18 protein-coding genes and 1 pseudogene are annotated in these 19,655 nt (G+C 45.3%); 8 read left to right on the forward strand and 11 right to left on the reverse strand.

Features of this window, described 5'->3' with window-relative positions; genetic code table 11:
• The first annotated feature begins 9 nt into the window (after positions 1 to 9).
• Positions 10 to 285: a hypothetical protein gene (locus F6J90_RS30160; RefSeq protein ID WP_293102269.1), complete on the forward strand. Its 276-nt coding sequence runs from the start codon at positions 10 to 12 to the stop codon at positions 283 to 285.
• Positions 286 to 288: 3 nt separating this feature from the next.
• On the opposite strand, the pseudogene F6J90_RS30165 reads toward F6J90_RS30160, so the two are convergent.
• Positions 289 to 1,511, reverse strand: a pseudogene (locus tag F6J90_RS30165) (RNA-guided endonuclease TnpB family protein).
• 485 nt (positions 1,512 to 1,996) lie between these two features.
• Positions 1,997 to 2,443 (reverse strand): tellurite resistance TerB family protein, encoded by a 447-nt coding sequence (locus F6J90_RS30170; protein ID WP_293102271.1) that lies wholly within the window; start codon positions 2,441 to 2,443, stop codon positions 1,997 to 1,999.
• Positions 2,444 to 2,651: 208 nt separating this feature from the next.
• On the opposite strand from F6J90_RS30170, the gene ligA reads away from it, so the two are divergent.
• Positions 2,652 to 4,724 carry an NAD-dependent DNA ligase LigA gene (gene ligA / locus F6J90_RS30175; RefSeq protein ID WP_293102274.1) on the forward strand — a complete coding sequence of 691 codons (2,073 nt, stop codon included), beginning with the start codon at positions 2,652 to 2,654 and terminating at the stop codon, positions 4,722 to 4,724.
• Positions 4,725 to 4,883: 159 nt separating this feature from the next.
• Here the strand turns inward: ligA and rpsU are convergent, their stop codons facing one another.
• From rpsU to F6J90_RS30195, 4 genes are all read right to left on the reverse strand, one after another.
• Positions 4,884 to 5,063, reverse strand: a complete 180-nt coding sequence (gene rpsU / locus F6J90_RS30180; RefSeq protein WP_008186741.1) for a 30S ribosomal protein S21 — start codon at positions 5,061 to 5,063, stop codon at positions 4,884 to 4,886.
• Positions 5,064 to 5,373: 310 nt separating this feature from the next.
• Positions 5,374 to 5,565 (reverse strand): hypothetical protein, encoded by a 192-nt coding sequence (locus F6J90_RS30185; protein ID WP_293102277.1) that lies wholly within the window; start codon positions 5,563 to 5,565, stop codon positions 5,374 to 5,376.
• Complete coding sequence (dusB, locus tag F6J90_RS30190; RefSeq protein ID WP_293103269.1) at positions 5,540 to 6,550, reverse strand: tRNA dihydrouridine synthase DusB; 1,011 nt, start codon at positions 6,548 to 6,550, stop codon at positions 5,540 to 5,542. Before dusB ends, F6J90_RS30185 begins: the two co-directional genes overlap by 26 nt.
• 43 nt (positions 6,551 to 6,593) lie before the next feature.
• Positions 6,594 to 6,749 (reverse strand): hypothetical protein, encoded by a 156-nt coding sequence (locus tag F6J90_RS30195; protein WP_293102280.1) that lies wholly within the window; start codon positions 6,747 to 6,749, stop codon positions 6,594 to 6,596.
• 881 nt (positions 6,750 to 7,630) lie between these two features.
• Here F6J90_RS30195 and F6J90_RS30200 point away from each other — a divergent pair.
• Positions 7,631 to 7,879, forward strand: a complete 249-nt coding sequence (locus tag F6J90_RS30200; protein ID WP_293102282.1) for a hypothetical protein — start codon at positions 7,631 to 7,633, stop codon at positions 7,877 to 7,879.
• Between the two features lie 345 nt (positions 7,880 to 8,224).
• Here the strand turns inward: F6J90_RS30200 and F6J90_RS30205 are convergent, their stop codons facing one another.
• Positions 8,225 to 8,353, reverse strand: a complete 129-nt coding sequence (locus F6J90_RS30205) for a hypothetical protein (RefSeq protein WP_293102285.1) — start codon at positions 8,351 to 8,353, stop codon at positions 8,225 to 8,227.
• A 13-nt stretch (positions 8,354 to 8,366) separates the two neighbouring features.
• Here F6J90_RS30205 and dnaK point away from each other — a divergent pair, with 13 nt between their 5' ends.
• The 5 genes from dnaK to F6J90_RS30230 all read left to right on the forward strand — a co-directional run bounded on the left by dnaK (position 8,367) and on the right by F6J90_RS30230 (position 12,907).
• On the forward strand, positions 8,367 to 10,277 hold the full coding sequence (dnaK, locus tag F6J90_RS30210; RefSeq protein ID WP_293102288.1) for a molecular chaperone DnaK: 1,911 nt from the start codon (positions 8,367 to 8,369) through the stop codon (positions 10,275 to 10,277).
• Positions 10,278 to 10,281: 4 nt separating this feature from the next.
• Positions 10,282 to 10,431 carry a hypothetical protein gene (locus tag F6J90_RS30215; RefSeq protein WP_293102291.1) on the forward strand — a complete coding sequence of 50 codons (150 nt, stop codon included), beginning with the start codon at positions 10,282 to 10,284 and terminating at the stop codon, positions 10,429 to 10,431.
• 536 nt (positions 10,432 to 10,967) lie between these two features.
• The gene (locus tag F6J90_RS30220; protein ID WP_293102294.1) at positions 10,968 to 11,168 is read left to right on the forward strand and encodes a hypothetical protein; all 201 of its coding nucleotides are present in this window, start codon (positions 10,968 to 10,970) and stop codon (positions 11,166 to 11,168) included.
• Positions 11,108 to 12,499, forward strand: coding sequence for an ATP-binding protein (locus tag F6J90_RS30225; protein ID WP_293102297.1), 1,392 nt, complete (start codon positions 11,108 to 11,110; stop codon positions 12,497 to 12,499). Before F6J90_RS30220 ends, F6J90_RS30225 begins: the two co-directional genes overlap by 61 nt.
• 81 nt (positions 12,500 to 12,580) lie before the next feature.
• The gene (locus tag F6J90_RS30230; RefSeq protein ID WP_293102300.1) at positions 12,581 to 12,907 is read left to right on the forward strand and encodes a hypothetical protein; all 327 of its coding nucleotides are present in this window, start codon (positions 12,581 to 12,583) and stop codon (positions 12,905 to 12,907) included.
• Here F6J90_RS30230 and F6J90_RS30235 read toward each other — a convergent pair.
• The 4 genes from F6J90_RS30235 to F6J90_RS30250 all read right to left on the reverse strand — a co-directional run bounded on the left by F6J90_RS30235 (position 12,793) and on the right by F6J90_RS30250 (position 19,538).
• On the reverse strand, positions 12,793 to 13,986 hold the full coding sequence (locus tag F6J90_RS30235) for an HhoA/HhoB/HtrA family serine endopeptidase (RefSeq protein ID WP_293102302.1): 1,194 nt from the start codon (positions 13,984 to 13,986) through the stop codon (positions 12,793 to 12,795). The two genes, F6J90_RS30230 and F6J90_RS30235, sit on opposite strands and share 115 nt — an antisense overlap.
• A 366-nt stretch (positions 13,987 to 14,352) precedes the next feature.
• Positions 14,353 to 16,569 (reverse strand): tetratricopeptide repeat protein, encoded by a 2,217-nt coding sequence (locus F6J90_RS30240; RefSeq protein WP_293102305.1) that lies wholly within the window; start codon positions 16,567 to 16,569, stop codon positions 14,353 to 14,355.
• Positions 16,570 to 16,644: 75 nt separating this feature from the next.
• The gene (locus tag F6J90_RS30245; RefSeq protein WP_293102307.1) at positions 16,645 to 17,481 is read right to left on the reverse strand and encodes a hypothetical protein; all 837 of its coding nucleotides are present in this window, start codon (positions 17,479 to 17,481) and stop codon (positions 16,645 to 16,647) included.
• Between the two features lie 395 nt (positions 17,482 to 17,876).
• The gene (locus F6J90_RS30250) at positions 17,877 to 19,538 is read right to left on the reverse strand and encodes an SUMF1/EgtB/PvdO family nonheme iron enzyme (protein WP_293102309.1); all 1,662 of its coding nucleotides are present in this window, start codon (positions 19,536 to 19,538) and stop codon (positions 17,877 to 17,879) included.
• Positions 19,539 to 19,655: the final 117 nt, after the last annotated feature.

The following is a 19,655-nucleotide window of genomic DNA, read 5'->3' on the forward strand; positions in this document are numbered from 1 at the left end:
AGTTAGGTGATGAAAATCTTAAAAGTTCTCAAAAACGGCATGGACTTTAAATTCGACCAAGCGTTGAAAGTGCTGTGCGCTTTGTTGGTAGCGGCACAACTGTTTTTAAGTAGCGCACCCCCTGCGATCGCACAGGGAATTGGCCCTTGCGTGGTCAGTCCCCCATCAATCTGTACTCGTGACCTCAATCCCTGTGGCAATCCTGGCTTTTGCCAGTGCCCGGATGGATATTCCTTTGACATCCTCCCACCGCGCTCATCGGAGATTATAGCGGGGGATTCCTAAGACTCACGACTTAGGTTTCTGCTTCCTTCTCCCTTTTGGAGAGTTTCTCACACCAGCCTTCCGAGATTTGCTCTCCTCGGGTCTTACGGTCGCTCCACAGACTGACACGGCAAGCCCTGCCGCCAAAATATTAATTGATGCATTAATATCGCGATTAGCCCGAAGGGCTACGCTACGCGAACGTGGCGAGTATTACAGGATGGACAATCCCACTCTCGAATGTTTAAGGGCAAAGATTCTACGCGATTTAAGCACACAGAACACATTTTGCTACTGGGAAACCACCTGTCAATTGATACAGCTTCACGGTTGTACCATTCTGCTTTGTATTTGATCTGACGGATTATTTCCGCCCAGTTGGCATCACTAATCACTTGAGCTAGTTTGTGGTTTTTTACCAGATTTTTCACAGCTAAGTCCTCAAACGCAATCAATTGGTTTTCTCTGACTAGTTGAGTGGTTAGCTTATGAGTAAAATCCCTTCTAGCGTCTTTGATTTTTGCGTGTATTCTGGCCACCTTCAACCTGGCCTTATAGCGGTTGTTAGATCCCTTTTGTTTCCGAGACAAAGCCTTTTGACATTTAGTCAGTTTCTTCTTGAGCTTTTTAAAATGTTTGGGGTTGGCAATTTTGTCCCCGTCACTAGTTGTAATTAGACTGGTAATTCCTAGATCGAAGCCAACTTGTTTATCTGTGGGAGACAAACTTAAGTCTCTGTGGTCATCAAACCTGATTGAGACATGCCAACGATTAGACGGATCTAAACTAACTGTGACGGTACTTGGGTTGCAGTTTACCGGTAACTGACGACTCCAGCGAACAGGTAAAGGTTCAAAACATTTAGCCAGATAGATTTGACCGTTTTTCCATTTAAATGCGGATTTTGTGAATTCTGCACTACCACCATTCCGCTTTTTCTTGAAGTTTGGATACTTAGTACGACCTGCGAAGAAATTAGTAAAAGCTGTTTGAAGATGCCTTAATCCTTGTTGGAGTGGAACGCAACTTACTTCATTCAGAAAAAATAAATCTTCCTCTGTCTTCCAACCTGTCAACATTGAAGAGGTTTCTTTGTAGCTTATTCTTTCCTGACGTTCGTACCACCCTTTGGTTCTAGCATCTAGAGCTTTGTTGTAAACAAGTCTTACACAGCCGAGAGTTCTCCTCAACAGAGTCTCCTGTTCAGGTGTTGGGTACAAACGATATCGGTAAGCTTTTTCAGTCATGCTCACATTCTAAACCATTAAATGTGAGATGTCAACTGGACATGTGGACGCAATTCCTCTCCCGCTAACCCTACGGGTATAACGGGAGAGGAATTGCTCTTAAGGATGATGCATCCGCCGGCAAGTGCATCATCGAAGACGTGTCTATGGCAGATGGCCATGGAGAACCTGTTTTGAGCAGGTGTGTATTCCCCCCACCCATCAAGAGCGTTTGCTATAAAAACCTCAATATGTGTGGCCATTCGAGCTTTTGCCAGTGTCCTGAGGGGACCGAATACAATCAGTTATTTGGGTCCTGCGAAATACCCTTGTGATACTAGAACCTGACTCTGTTAGTAATTCTGTCAAGCCCCAGGTGATCACAAGTTAGATCAGATCACAATTAAAAGTAGAGGGTTTACTTCTAGAAGTAAACCCTCTACTGAATAGATTTTGCAAGTTTTATCAAAATTATTAATTTTAGTCAATATTAATTAATAATCCGATTACCCTTGATTTTTAATTAACATTACGTCTATAATTTTTACAGCAGTTTGTTCTGATATCTCTAAAGCATGATAAAGCTCGTTCAAAAATTCTTCTTCCTCATCGGTAATTTCTCCATCTGCTAAAATAATATCAGTGGCGATCGCAAAGGCTGTTCCTTGTAGTTCATGGGGGAGTGATTTCAGGGCTGCACTAAGAAGAGGATCAGAACCTTGCCGCTGGAGGAGCATCAAAAGTCGTTCAAACATTCTTGCCATTACATCAGCTGAGTAGCTCCTGAACAGCTGCATTCGAGATAAGGCAGTAATAATAGCTTGGACCTCAGAATTAGTCGCGTATCCGTCAGCAGCACCAGCAATTAACGCGATCGCAGCAAATGCTTCAGCTGGTCCGAGTGTTGTTTGGCTGTGTTGACGACCAATTGAAATTTTGTCAAACAGACCCATTTTTGTTGTCTCTTGGAAAAGTACCTTAGTTAATACCAAGATGACATTGGTGACCGCAAACGGAATTAGTACAAATACTGAATTTATAGCTAGACTTTGCCAAAGTTTTCTATACCACCTCAAGCAGGGCTATAGTTAATCTGGATAGTTAATATGGTTAATCTGACCGATAAACTAGAGTCAATCTCCATCAAGGATAATCACCCCTGTGGCACCAGTAACCCCCGACGTAAACCAGCGAGTTCAGGAACTGCGGCGACTGTTGCAAAACGCTAGTTATGCCTACTACGTCCTGGACAATCCCATCATGGCAGATGCCATCTACGATCAACTCTACCGGGAACTGCAAGAGCTGGAAACAGAGTATCCTGAGTTAGTAACCTCTGATAGTCCAACCCAGCGGGTAGGAGAGAAACCAGCTACTGGTTTTGTTTCCGTGGGCCACAATATCCCACTCTATAGTTTGGATAATGCCTTTAACCTTGAGGAATTTAAGCAATGGCAAGAACGATGGCAGCGTCATATTTCTGGTGATATTTCCCAAGACTCAGGACTCAATACTGAATACGTTTGTGAACTCAAAATTGACGGTTCAGCATTAGCACTGACCTATGAAAAGGGGATTTTAGTGCGGGGAGTGACCAGAGGTGATGGGTCCACAGGAGAAGATATTACTCAGAATGTCCGTACTATTCGCTCCATTCCTTTGGGACTCAATCTAGACCAACTTAATCTAGACCAACCGCCAGCTTTAGTAGAAGTACGTGGTGAGGCATTCTTACCTCTGGATGTATTTGAGAGGATTAATCAGGAACGAGAACAAGCAGGTGAGCCATTATTTGCTAATCCTCGTAATGCCGCTGCTGGTACGTTGCGCCAATTAGAGCCTCGAATTGTTGCTAAACGGCAATTGGCTTTCTTTGCTTATACCTTACATATTCCGAATCAGGATAGTAGTGAAGAGTACACCATCCCAATGCCCAATTCCCAATGGGATGCTCTAGAGTTGCTGCAAAAGCTGGGTTTTCCGGTGAATCCCCATCGCCAATGTTGTGCTTCTCTACAGGATGTTCAGGATTATTACAATTACTGGGATGCGAAACGGAAAGATTTACCTTACCTGACCGATGGGGTAGTGGTGAAAATTAATGCTTTCCCCATACAACAACAATTGGGGTTTACCCAGAAGTTTCCTCGTTGGGCGATTGCTCTGAAATATCCGGCTGAAGAAGCTCCCAGTCGTGTGGAAGCAATTACGGTTAATGTGGGACGCACCGGAGCAGTGACACCCTTGGCTATTTTACAACCAGTGCAATTGGCAGGCACAACAGTACAACGGGCTGCCCTACACAATGGTGATTATGTTGCCCAATTAGATTTGCGAGTTGGGGATACGGTGATTGTACGGAAAGCGGGGGAGATTATCCCGGAGGTGGTACGTGTCTTACCAGAGTTACGTCCTGATCATGCTGAACCCTTCGAGATGCCTACCCATTGCCCTGTTTGTGATCAACCCTTGGTGCGCCCCTTAGGTGAAGCAGTGACTCGCTGTATTAATTCATCTTGTCCTGCGATTGTGAAGGGAACCCTCACCCACTGGGCAAGTCGTAATGCTCTTGATATTAATGGTTTGGGGGAAAAGATTGTAGAACAATTGGTAGACCAAGGTTTAGTGACATCTGTTGCTGACCTTTATGATTTAACCCTAGAGCAGTTGGTGTCATTGGAGCGTATGGGGCATAAGTTAGCCCAGAAGTTGCTAAATGCGATCGCAAAATCCCAAACCCAACCTTGGTCACGAGTCCTTTATGGGTTAGGGATTCGTCATGTCGGTAGTGTCAATGCTCAAACCCTTGCCCAGACTTTCCCTACCATTGAGCAGTTGGCTCAAGCAACCATCACCGATATTGAGGGAATCTACGGCATTGGACCAGAAATTGCTCAGTCTGTCTGGGGTTGGTTTCAGATTTCCAGCAACCAGACCTTGATTGCTCGATTGCGAGAAGCAGGTTTACAGTTAGCAGCCTCCCAGCAAACTATAGCGCTAGATAAAAATCAACCCTTAACCGGAAAAACCTTTGTGATTACTGGCACCTTGCCTACCCTTAAGCGTAGTGAAGCGAAAGACTTGATTCAAAACGCTGGTGGTAAGGTTACTAGTTCCGTTAGTGCCAAAACTGATTATTTGGTGGTTGGGGAAGATGCCGGTTCTAAGTTAGAAAAGGCTCAAGAATTAGGAATTCCCCAATTAAGTGAATCCCAGTTGTTGGAGTTGCTGTAAGTTGTTAACGTATCTCACACCAATCTACTTTACCGATTCCCGATTCCCGATTCCCGATTCCCCTATTGTGGTTGGTTAAACCAGTCAGGTGATGACGAGTAAGTGCACCAAGCATCCCCGCGTCTGATGACCGGGGAGTGGTAACAGTGATTTGAAGGTTTAGCGGTAACGACGCTTGCGTCTGCGAGCGATCGCTTTGCGCTTTTTCTTTTCAATGGGAGTCTCAAAGTGGCGTAGACGCTTCATATCAGCAAAAATTCCTGCTTTAGATACTTGTCGCTTAAATCTACGCAGGGCTGACTCAATACCTTCATTTTCACCGACAACCACTTGGGTCATACTAAATTAATCCTCCTAAATTTGAACAAAAAATTCTACCTATGCTATCATACAATTATACTATCTAGCAAGATTCGTGATAACAAGACCTGACAGAATCTGCCTGGGTGATTATACCGTTAAATACTTGAAAAAAAGACTATTTGATCAAAACTTGGGGTTGATCAGGATCAAGTTTAGCAATCAGCAATCAGCAATCAGCAATCAGCAATCAGCAATCAGCAATCAGCAATCAACAATCAGCAATCAGCAATCAACAATCAGCAATCAGCAATCAGCCAAAGGCCTTTGGGCAGACCACGGGAACAGTTTATGGTTTAGGTCCGATGCGTCGAAGCCTGTGCCACGGGTCACAGGCTAGAAGCCTGTGCCACGGGTCACAGGCTAGAAGCCTGTGCCACGCTACTTGAAGTGCTTTTGAATAAAATAAATAAAATAAGCTGACGGCTGACGGCTGACGGCTGACGGCTGACGGCTTACTGATGAAGTTTAGCGATCGCATTTTCAATCAACTCAACTCCTTGGTCAACCGTCTCTATTCTACTGAGTTTCTTACGCAATTCCCCTGCTCCGGGAAACCCTTTCGCGTACCAACTCATGTGTTTCCGGGACTGATAAATACCCCGCTCCCCCTTATAGTGCCATAGACCTTGTAAATGCTCTTTAGCACATTCAAGCAGTTGTACGGGTGTGGTTGGGGGTAACAGTTGTCCGGTTTTCAGGAAATAGTCTATTTCTCCGACTAGAAACGGATAGCCCAGGGTTCCCCGAGAACACATTACCCCATCAGCACCGGTTTCTTCCAAGCAGCGTACTGCTGCATCTACGGAAACAATATCCCCATTAGCAATCACTGGGATAGACAGCACATCTTTTACCCGCTTAATCCATTCCCAGCGAGCGGAGCCATTATACCCCTGGTCACGGGTACGGCCATGGAGGGTCAACATCTGAGCCCCTGCATCTTCCATACGTTGGGCAAATTCTACCGCATTGATCTCCTGATCAGTCCAGCCAATACGGGTTTTGACCGTTACAGGTACCTCCACTGCCTCGACTACTGACCGTACAATCGCTTCCGCCGTTTCTGGATCTCGCAGTAAGGCAGACCCGCCACCATTTTTAGTAATTTTATTAACAGGGCAACCCATATTGATATCCACAGTATCTGCCCCTTCTGCCACTGCCTTTTGTGCCGCTTGAGCCAGAAAGTCCGGGCGACAGTCGAATAATTGGATACTGATCGGTTTTTCTAATGGGTCTACCTCCATAATCTTGGGCAATTCTCGGAGATACTTTAACTGGCTAGCATGAACCATTTCGGTATACATCATCGACTCAGTAGCGTAGCGACGCACTAGGCGACGAAACACCAAGTCGGTTACTCCAGACAGGGGTGACTGTAAAACCCGGCTGTTGACCTCAACCGAGCCAATTTTAAGGGGTGATGCTAACCGTTGCTGTAATTGTGGAGATAGAACTGGCATTGGTAATGGTGTTGTTTCTGTCGTGATCACCTAATAGCATTTTTCAATTAGGTGAGGTACTTTCGTTCTGGGTTTTAGGGAGCAGGGAGCAGGGAGCAGGGAGCAGGGAGCAGGGAGCAGGGAGCAGGGAGCAGGGAACAGGGAACAGGGAACCGGGCATAGGGAACCGGGCATAGCTAAACAAATATGTGTACCTCATTACTATGAGAAGCGCTAGCTCTATGTTTGATCAGTCTGGGAAAACTTTTGTGATTTCTAAGTTCTTTGACACTCCCCGCTTTAAAAAGACGGGGATTCCTAGATCTACGACCGGCCTTAAACCTCCGTGTCCAAATGGCAATATCCAAACCTGAATCCCGTCAAGACCAAGATTCTAGTCAGTTCACGAAAGACCCAGCGGGCTAGTCTCCTTAGGCGTTTAGTTACTTTTTGAAAAGTGCCTTATAAAGTCCGTTACTTTCCTGTTTCACTTGGTTTCGGCGTGCCCCGCCGTACCATTTTTTCTCAAATTGTGATCTTGCTGGGTTCACACACCAATTGTTGGTTGATGATTGGGTTTTTAGCGATGCAGCGCGGTCTTGGGGGTTTCCCCCATGAGCGACTGCATCAAGAAAGGAGGATTTTCCCTACCCTCCGGGCATTTCTACTTTAAGGTCAATAAGTTACGGGTCTCTCTCCCGGCTCAGCCTCGGATTTTCAGCCTGTACCCATATCTTAATAATACCCTAGCGCTAGTAAAGTGTCAACCCTTTCAATGAAATTGCATCTAGGCGACTTTAGTGGCTACCTGGCTTTCATCCCCGGTTTGAAAACACGGGGCTTTCAGCCTGGAGCAGTTCCGTAATAAGTTTAGCTATCAGCATTCAGCTATCAGCATTCAGCTGATGACCTACGCCCACGCTACTTGAGGTGCTTTTGAATAAAACAGGTAAGCATTGGTTTAATCTCTGTTACGTCAGCTGACCGCTGACTGCTGACCGCTGAATGCTTACGTTTAGCGATCGCAATCTCCGAGAATGACAGAACACAGATATAGCGCTGATCATACTTAGCTGATCATACTTATAGCAGTTCTTAATTATGACTCCCCATCTCCCCACACCTGGGATCACCTCCCTATTCCCGACTCCCGACTCCCTATTCCCGACTCCCGACTCCCTATTCCCTATTCCCTATTCCCTATTCCCTATTCCCTATTCCCTATTCCCGACTCCCGACTCCCTATTCCCGACGCCTAAGCAGTTTCCTGAACTACTCTCAAGACGGCAAACACAACTGATTTTTTACGGTTCACACCAATCCCAACAGCAGTTAATTTTCGTAAATTAGACACAGGCAAGGCAACAAAAAGGGGTCAGGAAAAAAACATACATGGGTTTTGACCATAGCAGTCCTAATTCAAACGTGACGGAAATCAGAACTCTGGGTGGATTCTTCCCCAACTTCGGTGATCTTCCCTATGTTCCGACTATCACACCTAATCGAAAATGGCGCTGATTACCCATAAGTTTTTTCTTTCCTGCTGCCCCTTGACCGAGACAATCAGTAGATAATCGGTTATTCAATAGAGAACCGTCCCATCTTAGGTTCGGGAAACCACCCTTCATTAGACTGGCAAATAAAGTTCAGTATAAATAATGGTAATCCAACCGATGGTATAAAAACTCGCAACGGTTATTCCTTGAACCAATCTGACGGATAATTCTCTCCCGGTACGCTTTCCGTGATGGCGAGCAATCCCTCGCCATCACGGGTCGCACCGCAATCCTCTCCTACCCTACCAGTATTTGTAGTTATAGGCACCCGGAACACTCTTATGGCAAAAGTTGTTGGAATTGACTTAGGTACAACAAACTCCTGTGTAGCAGTAATGGAAGGTGGTAAACCCACGGTTATTGCTAATGCAGAAGGTTTTCGGACAACCCCTTCAGTCGTAGCTTATGCCAAAAATGGCGATCGCTTAGTGGGTCAAATCGCTAAGCGTCAGGCGGTGATGAACCCCGAAAACACATTCTATTCAGTCAAACGCTTCATTGGACGTAGATACAGTGAAGTCACCAACGAGGCTACCGAAGTATCTTACAAAACTCTCAAGGTTGGTGATAATGTCAAGCTAGATTGCCCAGCTCAAGGAAAGCAATTTGCGCCAGAAGAGATATCAGCTCAGGTGCTGCGCAAGCTGGTTGATGATGCTAGCAAGTATCTTGGGGAAACAGTTACCCAAGCCGTAATTACTGTGCCAGCTTACTTCAATGACTCCCAGCGTCAAGCTACTAAGGCAGCGGGTAAGATTGCTGGGGTTGAAGTGCTGCGGATTATCAACGAACCCACCGCAGCCTCTCTGGCTTATGGTTTAGACAAGAAGAGCAATGAAACTATCCTGGTGTTTGACTTGGGTGGTGGTACCTTTGACGTCTCTATTCTAGAAGTAGGTGACGGGGTGTTTGAAGTGTTAGCTACCTCTGGTGACACTCACCTCGGTGGTGATGACTTTGATAAGAAAATTGTTGATCACCTAGCGGCAGAGTTCCAAAAGACAGAAGGGATTGACCTACGTAAGGACAAGCAAGCTCTACAACGTCTAACTGAAGCCGCAGAGAAAGCCAAGATTGAGTTGTCTAGCGTTATGCAAGCTGACATTAACTTGCCTTTCATCACGGCTACCCAAGAAGGGCCTAAGCACCTGGATATGACCTTGACTAGGGGTCAGTTTGAAGATATTTGCTCTGACTTAATCGACCGTTGCCGCATTCCGGTAGAGAATGCCATCAAGGATGCCAAACTCGACAAGAGTGCCATTGATGAGGTGGTCTTGGTTGGTGGTTCTACTCGGATCCCTGCAGTGCAACAGGTGGTCAAGAAGGTACTTGGCAAAGACCCTAACCAAACCGTTAACCCAGATGAAGTGGTAGCGGTAGGTGCTGCTATCCAAGGTGGTGTATTGGCTGGTGAAGTCAAGGATATCCTACTGTTGGATGTCACCCCCTTGTCCTTGGGTGTGGAAACTCTCGGTGGCGTGATGACCAAACTGATTCCCCGCAACACCACTGTCCCCACCAAGAAGTCAGAAACCTTTTCTACTGCTGTGGATGGTCAGACCAACGTAGAAATCCATGTTCTGCAGGGTGAGCGGGAAATGTCCTCTGACAACAAGAGTCTGGGAACTTTCAGATTGGATGGTATTCCCCCTGCACCCCGTGGCGTGCCTCAGATTGAGGTAACCTTTGATATTGATGCCAACGGTATCCTGAATGTTACCGCTAAGGACAAGGGCACTGGTAAGGAACAGTCGATCAACATTACTGGTGCGTCTACCCTATCTGATCAGGAAGTAGACCGGATGGTGAAGGATGCTGAAGCTAATGCAGAGGCTGACAAAGACCGTCGTGAGAAGATTGACCGTAAGAACCAAGCTGATTCTCTTACCTACCAGGCCGAGAAACAGATTAAAGAACTGGATGATAAATTGCCAGCAGCTGATAAGGAGAAGATCGAAGGTTTGATCAAGGACCTGCGAGAGGCAATTGGCGAAGAGGATGATGAGAAAATCAAGACTCTAACCCCTGAGTTACAACAAGCTCTCTACAGTGTTAGTGCTAACCTCTATCAACAAGCTGAGGGGGCTGCTCAGGCTACCGATGCTGGCACACCAGGCTCTGATGCTGGTGCTTCTGGTAGCTCTGGTGGTGATGATGTCATCGACGCTGAGTTTTCTGAAAGCAAGTAGGGATTTGGGTAAGCATTCAGCAGTCAGCGGTCAGCGGTCAGTGGTCAGCGGTCAGCGGTCAGCGGTCAGCGGTCAGCGGTCAGCGGTCAGCGGTCAGCCGTTGGTCTTTAGCTGTTCCCGTAGCGTGCGCGTAGCCCATAAACTGTTCCCGTAGCGTGCGCGTAGCCCATAAGCTAAAAGCTGATAGCTAAAAGCTGATAGGTAAAAACTGATAGCTGATAGCTGATAGCTGATAGCTGATAGCTGATAGCTGATAGCTGATAGCTAATAGCTGATAGCTGATAGCTAATAGCTAATAGCTGAATACTTAAATGGCTAATAGCTAATGGCAGATAATCCTAAAGCTTAGCCTATCCCTGTCCAAAGTCTGATCAAGGTTGATGATAATTTGATTACTCATCAACCTTTTGTTTGTTAGATTTTAGGGAACAGGGAATAGGGAATAGGGAACAGGGAATAGGGAATAGGTAAAAAAAATTATCACAATTATTACACGGATTGCTATATGATAAATTAGTAGCTAAAGTCTAGGCAAAAGGCAAAGGGCTAGAGGGAATATTCGTCACTTAGTATAATTTTTAAAAAATAGGGTTATCAGTACTTTTGGCAAAATAAAATTAGTAAATCTTTAAAGTAGTTTATATGTGACATTGTTAAACCATACATAAAAAATCCAACTTAAACAAACTTTTGCCTCTTGCCTCTTGCCTCTTGCCTCTTGCCTCTTGCCTCTTGCCTCTTATGAATTCCCGATTCCCTACTCCCTACTCCCTACTCCCTACTCCCTACTCCCTGCTCCCTAAAAACCTTACCCAACTGAAAACGCTATTGTGGATAAACAAACGATTGATTCAATTCAATACCTCCGCTACCAAGCTGCATCTTTGCTAGTTTATCAATCAGTATTGAGTGAAGGAGTAGGTTTAGCTTTTTTGAAACTATTAGAAGCTATGGTGAACAGTGATGTGGATGACATCAGTTGTTTAAAGGCTTATGGTGACTGGTTTCAAGGGTTAGCTAACAAAAACGAAAGTTGGCAAGATTATCTGTTTAGGAAAATCCTGAGGGCTGATAATTCCTTTACCAGGCAAGTTCAAGGTTCTGAATTAGAAACATTACCCCCAGCATTGGTAGAGGCAGCTCGTCATGACTTACAAGCTTTACAAAATATCTATAATTGCAGCAGTAAACAACTTTGTAAGTGGGTCAAAAGAGCATCTGTTTTACCAGTTGAACTGGTGCCTTGGAATTGTGAGTCAAGTCAATCCAGGTCGGGAGCTGACCAGAGTGATAAACGTAGTCGATGGCAAGGGGAGCTGCAAGCTAAACTAAACAATTTAGACAATTGGGCTGATGGCTTGGAGGCGATCGCGGCATACTATCGAGAATTTGGTACTGGAATTTTTGCTGACTATCAGGGGTTTCGTTGGCAATCGGGTCAGTTGCTTGGTATTGCCAATCCAGATCCGATTAGACTCAGTGAGCTGGTGGGCTATGAATTGGCGCGGACGCAATTGCTCAAGAATACAGAGTTTCTGCTGAAAGGCTACCGAGCCCTGAATGTATTACTTTACGGTAGTCGCGGTTCAGGTAAGTCTTCTTTGGTCAAGGCTTTATTAAATGAATACGGTGAGCGGGGATTGCGAATTATTGAAGTCCCGAAATCAGAGATGATCGATTTACCGGTGATTACAGAGCAATTGCAAGACCAGCCTCAAAAATTTATTATCTTTATCGATGATTTATCCTTTGAAGAGGATAATGATTCCTACAAAGCCTTAAAGGTAATCTTGGAAGGGAATTTAACGGCACGACCTGCTAATGTTGTGGTCTACGCCACCTCTAATCGACGACACTTGATTCGAGAATTCTTTGAAGACCGTCCTCGTCCTAGCAATGAAGAAGTCCATGGTTGGGATACGGTTCACGAGAAACTCTCCTTTAGCGATCGCTTTGGCTTAACCCTAACCTTTGAGAAAGCTGACCAGAAAACCTACTTGAAGATTGTCCAACATCTAGCTACCCTAGCCCAAATCCCCCTTGAGCCTAGTGAGATCAGACCTCGTGCCTTACAGTGGGCAATCCGAGCCAATGGTTTCTCTGGTAGAACAGCACGACAGTTTGTTGATTTTTTACGAGCAGAGGAATTAGGGAGTCGGGAGTCGGGAGTCGGGAGTCGGGAGCAGGGAACAGGGAACAGGGAACAGGGAACAGGGATCTAGATGTAGGGTGGGCACATTAACTCAGCTTGATAATCCTGTAGCTAGCTACTGCCCACCTACTCACAATCAATTCATTCAACTATGCATGGCTTAATATTATATCACACTTATCAGATTTATTCCAATTATCACCTTATTTCCCACACTCCCGACTCCCGACTCCCGATTCCCGATTCCCGATTCCCGATTCCCTACTCCCTACTCCCTACTCCCTACTCCCTACTCCCTACTCCCTACTCCCTACTCCCTACTCCCTACTCCCTACTCCCTACTCCCTACTCCCTCTATTATGATCAATTATCCATTGGAAAAGCCCCTGGTCGCACGGTGATTAATTTAGTCTTACCGTTACGAAGCACTTCCACCTCTAACTGGGCACCAACCTCTGAGGCTTCTACACCCTGCTGAACCTCAGTGGCATTTTTAACTGGTTTCGACGCAACGGTTTTAATGATATCTCCTGATTTGAAACCAGCTCTCTGGGCGGGGGAGCCTGGCACCACCCGGACGATTAAAACCCCATCATCTTGGTTGACTTTAATGTCAAAGTTTTCGTCGAGATTAATTTTTTCTCTCAAGTCTGGGGTCAAGGTCACCATCTGAATGCCTAGGTAAGGATGCTCAACTTTACCTTTAGAAAATAGTTGATTAGCAATCCGTTCCGCAGTTTCCACGGGGATCGCAAACCCTAAGCCTTGGGCATTGGCTCGAATAGCGGTGTTAATCCCAACCACTTCACCAATGGCATTCAACAACGGACCACCAGAATTACCAGGGTTAATGGCGGCATCAGTTTGGATAAAGCTGACCCGTTTTTCAGGAACCCCGACCTGGGAACTGGAGCGCCCTAAGGCACTGATGATACCAACCGTTACAGTATTATCTAAACCGAGGGGATTACCAATAGCGATCGCCCATTCTCCTGGAGTCAAATTCTCCGCCTTACCCAAGTTGACTGTGGGCAAGTCTGTTGCTTCAATTTTGACTACGGCTACATCGGTGACTGGGTCAGTGCCTACTACTTGACCGTCAAAGCTGCGACCGTCTTTTAGGGTGACTTTAACTTCCTCTGTGCCTTCTACAACGTGGGCATTGGTAATCAAGCGTCCATCGGAGCTGAGGATAAACCCTGAGCCGGTGCCTTGCTCGATGCGCGGTTGTGGCATGGGCAGGTCATCCCCAAAAAAGCGCCTAAAGAAGGGATTTTGGAAGGGTTGTGGGATATCCCGTGATACCTGACGGGCGGCATCGATTCTCACTACTGCCGGACCTACTTTTTCTACAGCTTTAGCAATGAAATTCAGGTTTTTCTGGGGTGCAACCGTTGATCGTTGTGGCGTGAATGGTTGTAATACTGCTGGAACGATTTGTGGGCGTCTGATTACCTCTTGCTCTGCCATGAGATAGCGACTACCCAAAACCCCTGCACCTCCGCCCAAGCCCAGCAATGTCAGATAAACGGTTAGCTGCTTTAGGGATAAACTCATGGTTCTAGTAATTTCACTAATTGCTTTTGGGGTCTATATACTTACACTTTACTGAAAAATGAGAAGTGTTGACCGAATAATATTGTTAAGTTAGGGAGAATGGGGGGTGAGCAGTCTGATAGGTGTGGTTAGTATGACTAAACCTATAGTATAGCGCTTTTGATAGGAATTTGCTAAACAGAGCTATTGTTTAGTTGTTGGCTGTTGGGTTTAGAATGCGTTCGCGTAGCGTGACCTATGGTCAATCGCATCCTGTCAATTACAATTCGTTTTGATCACTGATCAGCAGTTATTACTGAATCGCTGGTGATCAGTGATCAAAAAATCGTGTAAAATTACCAAATTATTAAGTAAATCCCTCAAAAATTAGGGATTATTGAGGAAATCGCGCAAACTCTCCAGATTATTACGAAAGGTTACAGTGTTAGGATGATTTGACCCTAACGTTCGTTCTGCAATCTCCAAAGCCTCTTGATAGAGGGGTTCGGCCTGATCATAACGCCCCTGAGCTTGGTAGAGTGTTGCCAGGTTGTTGAGACTTTGGGCTATATCAGGATGGTCTTCACCCAGCAGCTGCTTTCTCATCTCCAAAGCCTGTTGATGGAGGGGTTCGGCTTGAAGATACCGCCCCTGAGCATAGTACAGTGCAGCCAGATTGTTGAAACTTTGGGCTACATCGGGATGGTGGTGACCCAGCCGCTGTTTTCTCATTTCCAATGCCTGTTTAGAGAGGGGTTCGGCCTCATCATACCGCCCCTGAGCATAGTACAGTGCAGCCAGATTGTTGAGACTGTCGGCGACATCGGGATGGTTTTCACACAGCACCAGCAGCTGCTTTCCTATCTTCAAAGCCTGTTGATACAGGAGTTCGGCTTGAAGATACCGCCCCTGATCATCGTAAAGTCCAGCCAGGTTGTTGAGAGTTTTGGCCACATGGGGATGGTGGTGACCCAGCTGCTGCTTTGTGATCTCCAATGCCTTGTGATAGAGGGTTTCGGCTTGATCATACCGCCCCTGAGCATGGTAGAGTAATGCCAGGTTGTTGAGACTTTCGGCCACATCGGGATGGTCTTCACCCAGCTGCTTCTTCAACAGCTCCAAAGCCTCATCATACCGCCCCTGAGCATGGTAGAGTAATGCCAGGTTGTTGAGACTTTCGGCCACATCGGGATGGTCTTCACCCAGCAGCCGCTTTATCATATCCAATGCCCGTTTATAGAGGGGTTCGGCTTGATAATACAGCCCCTGATCATCGTAAAGTCCAGCCAGGTTGTTGAGACTTTCGGCCACATGGGGATGGTGGTGACCCAAGCGGCTTCTAGTTATCTTTAAACATTGCTGATACCACAGTTCAGCCTGGTCATAGATACCTTGACCGTGATATAATTTCCCTAAGCTAGCAAAGGGCTTTATTATATCTTCATCCCTGATCCAGTCAGTTAGAACGGTAGCAGTTTCGGCTAAATGACGGATGAGGGGGCTAACTACTGCAATAATTTCTTTAGTTGGTGTATAAGGAATTTTTGGAATTTTTTCTGCTACAGCTACCATTGTTCGACAAAAGCTTCTCTTGTAGCTATCGGCCTCTGGTAATTGAGCCAGCTTGGTAAGCAAGAATTCTCGCATCAGTTGATGGAGTTGATAGGTTTTATGTTCAGTCAGTTTTAAAAGATTACGATTGACCAGAAAGCGATCGCGTAATTCTTCTAATTCTTCTTGTTCTTCTTCCCAGTCATCTTCATCTTCAGTTTCGATAACACAAGACTCTACCAGGAACCAATCAAAAGGAGCTTGAGCAAACAGACTCAAACGACATCCCAACTGCTGGGCTTCTAGTGGCAACTCCTGCCACGATAATTCAAATGCTGCTGCTACTCCCAACTGGGCTGTCATCTCTCCTTGCTCTGTGGGGTCAAGTAATGCCTTAGCTGCTAATTTCTTTTTCTCTAAACGTTTCTGAACGTTAGCAATAGTTAAATTCGGATGTATATCTAAATATCGTCCGACTAACTCCAAACCCAAGGGCAAATAACCCAACCATTCACATAGGGCTTCTGCTTCGTTTAGTTCGTTATCAATGCGCTCTTTAGCAACAAGGCTACGCAATAATTCCAATGCTGCTTCTGGAGATAATACATCCAAGTCAATTCGTTGGTAAGAAGCCCCTGGGTGCTGACGACTAGTAATCAGTACCTTGAAGCGGGATTGAGCTGGCGGTAAGTAGGGTTTAATTCTCTGTTTATAGTCCTTGCCGAAAGAAGGGACATCATCCAGCACGATTAATACTGTTCCTTCTGGCCAATTTCTCCAGCAGTATCTTACCTGGTCGTTGAACTCTAGTTCATCTGGAATCGTTAATCCTAATTCCGTACGCCCAAACCTAACAAGTTGAGTCCCAAGATCTGCACCGCGCACCGATAACCAGCACAAACCCCCAGAATACTTATCCTGATATTTCAGAGCATATTGTAGAGCTAACTCGGTTTTGCCCACACCGCCCATTCCGGCAATGGCACAAATTGCTAGTTTATCAGTCTGTTGAAGTTCCCGATGGAGCTGTTCAAGTTGATCTTGTCTTCCCACAAAGTGGGGAGTGCCACGATTAGTAATGTTAGTGGGGGGATTTAACTTTGTCCGTTCCCGGTCGGACGACTTCAGCTAATGCTCATGAATACGAATCTCGTCAACATAAACTGTTCCCTTGCTGTCATCCTTTAGGCGTACAGGAGTGTTGAGGCATTCTTTGATAAATTTCTTGACACCAAGATAGACCTGACTGTTTTGAGACTCTGGTTTGCATAGGTCAATATGGTTCTTTGCTATGGCAACCGGCTTCACTTTTTCAATGCCTGGGTTGGCACTATCTGGGTCTACCACTAAAATTCCTTTGAAAGGCTGGGTTTCATAATAGACCTTTGTAGCAATTCCTAAACTCCGAACATTTTCTCGATACCACTCATTTAATTCCCGTAACTGAGGGTGATGAGCTTTTAGTTCCTCCACAGTTACGGTGGTTCGTGACAAAACGCTAATATTATCAATTAAATTAGCTAGATTAGCACCAGTGTGGGGAGTACCCAGAAATACAATCCCTGTAGTCTTCTCAAGAATAGCTTGCTTTTGAAAGGTCAACGCACTGTTAAGCATTTTCTTGACTAAAAGCCCGCCCATACTGTGAGCAATAAATACTAATGGACGCTTGCCAATATCGTGGATATCTAACCAATCTAATAAATTACTGGCTTGATCGAAAAGGGGCATACTGCTGTTGCTTTTCCAGTTTTTCCCTTCAGCGTTATACCCAAAAGACCAGATGTTAAGACCTAGCTGATCGTTTCCTAACCACACTGGCCAGAAGTGATCATCATCCTGTTTTCCCTCGGGATGCCACGTGCTGATCGCATTCCCTCCCAGCCCGTGAACAAACACCACATCCGCACTGGGTAATGAGTCCTGGTGGCTTGAGATTTTTATCAAGCCGGTTAATTTACTCAAGGATTAGCCTCCAGTTAATTATATAGCATTAACCAGTAGATGCTTTAAACCCAATCTATATATAGTTTAACACAGGAAAATATCGGGAGTAGGGAACAGGGAACAGGGAACAGGGAACAGGGAACAGGTAATGAAAATTATCACAATTCATTTACGATTAGTATAATTTATTTTCGGATATATTTCCCATTTTGTACGATTTATTGTTTCAGTATCTCTCGATAAAACTACTCAAAAAAAAATGCGATTCTTTCAAAGATACGCTACGCGAACGGTAATATTTTTTCTGGATGCATCTTACTTTTACTGTTTGACCCGGTGGTGCGTTACGGGGCGGACTATCCCAAGGCTGGCCCTTGAGCAAACAATTAGGGCAAGTCCGCCCCTAACGCACCCTACGCAACTACCCGAGCCACACGAAAACCGACCTTGACTACCGTGAAAATGCTCACATTAATATTAAACACATTAACATTAGAGTAGTAGAAGCGGAAGGCAGAACGGCACTCCCCAGGAATGGTGTTCCACGAGCCGCCCCGCATACTATAATGATAAAAAGGATTAAAATATTTACTCCAGACACTCCCATCTGTAGGGGCTCCTTTGTAATGATCATGGTAATCATCCCCACACCACTCCCAAACATTGCCGTGCATATCGTATAAGCCAAAGCTGTTGGGAGGAAAACTTCCTACTGGGGTGGTTTCTTTTCGATATTCCCCTTTTGTTTCCTCTGCATAAGTATCGGAAGCATTATAATTAGCTAATTTACTGGTTATGGTCTCTCCATAATGGAATGGTGTGGTAGTTCTTGCTCTACAGGCGTATTCCCATTCCGCTTCACTGGGTAATCTGTATTCCGTTCCTGTATATTCAGAGAGGCGATCGCAAAATTCCACTGCATCGAACCAGTTTACTTGCTCTACTGGTCGATTATCTCCTTTAAACTCAGAGGGGTCTGGATCTAAGTCCCGGTTAACTTTTGGGAGGTTGTTAACCACAGCTCTCCATTGCGCCTGGGTTACCTGATATTTCCCCAGGAAAAAGGGTTGAATGCTTACTTGGTGTACAGGTCTTTCCCTATAATCACTCCAGCTCTCGCTTTTCGAGGAACCCATTAAGAACCTTCCTTTTGGGATATACACCATTTCTAGGTCTACTCCATCCCCCAGATCTTTAGTGAAATAATCCGCTTGCTGGGATTCTCGATTGATGATTAGTCCTTTTTTGTTAACTGTTACTACTTCAAAGCGAAACGGCTTTAATGTTGTTGATCCTCCGCTTGGAATCGGTTTGAGGCATTCGTCAATAAATTTCCTGACACCAAGATAGACCTGACTGTTTTGAGACTCTGGTTTGCATAGGTCAATATGGTTCTTTGCTATAGCAACCGGCTTCACTTTTTCAATGCCTGGGTTAGCACTATCTGGGTCTACCACTAAAATTCCTTTGAAAGGCTGGGTTTCATAATAGACCTTTGTAGCAATTCCTAAACTCCGAACTTTTTCTCGATACCACTCATTTAATTCCCGTAACTGAGGGGAATGAGCTTTTAGTTCCTCCACACTTACGGTGGTTCGTGCCAGAACGCTAATATTATCAATTAAATTAGCTAGATTAGCACCAGTGTGGGGAGTACCCAGAAATACAATCCCTTTAGTCTGTTCAAGAATAGCTTGCTTTTGAAAGGTCAACGCACTGCTAAGCATTTTTTTGACTAAAAGCCCGCCCATACTGTGAGTAATAAATACTAATGGACGCTTGCCAAGATCGTGGATATTTAACCAATCTAATAAATTACTGGCTTGATCGAAAAGGGGCATACTGCTGTTGCTTTTCCAGTTTGTCCCTTCAGCGTCATACCCAAAAGACCAGATATTAAGACCTAGCTGATCGTTTCCTAACCAAAGTGGCCAGAAGTCATAATCATCCCGTTTTTCCTTAGGATGCCACGTGCTTATCCCATTCCCTCCCAGCCCGTGAACAAACACCACATCTGCCTTGGCAAATGAGTCCTGGTGGCTTGAGATTTTTATCAAGCCGGTTAATTTACTCAAGGATTAGCCTCCAGTTAATTATATAGTATTAACTAGTAGATGCTTAAAACCCAATCTCGATTTAGTTTAACACAGAGAAATATAGGGAGTAGGGAGTAGGGAGTAGGGAGTAGGGAG

Origin of the sequence: Moorena sp. SIOASIH (genome assembly GCF_010671925.1) — a bacterium.
Lineage (GTDB): Bacteria > Cyanobacteriota > Cyanobacteriia > Cyanobacteriales > Coleofasciculaceae > Moorena.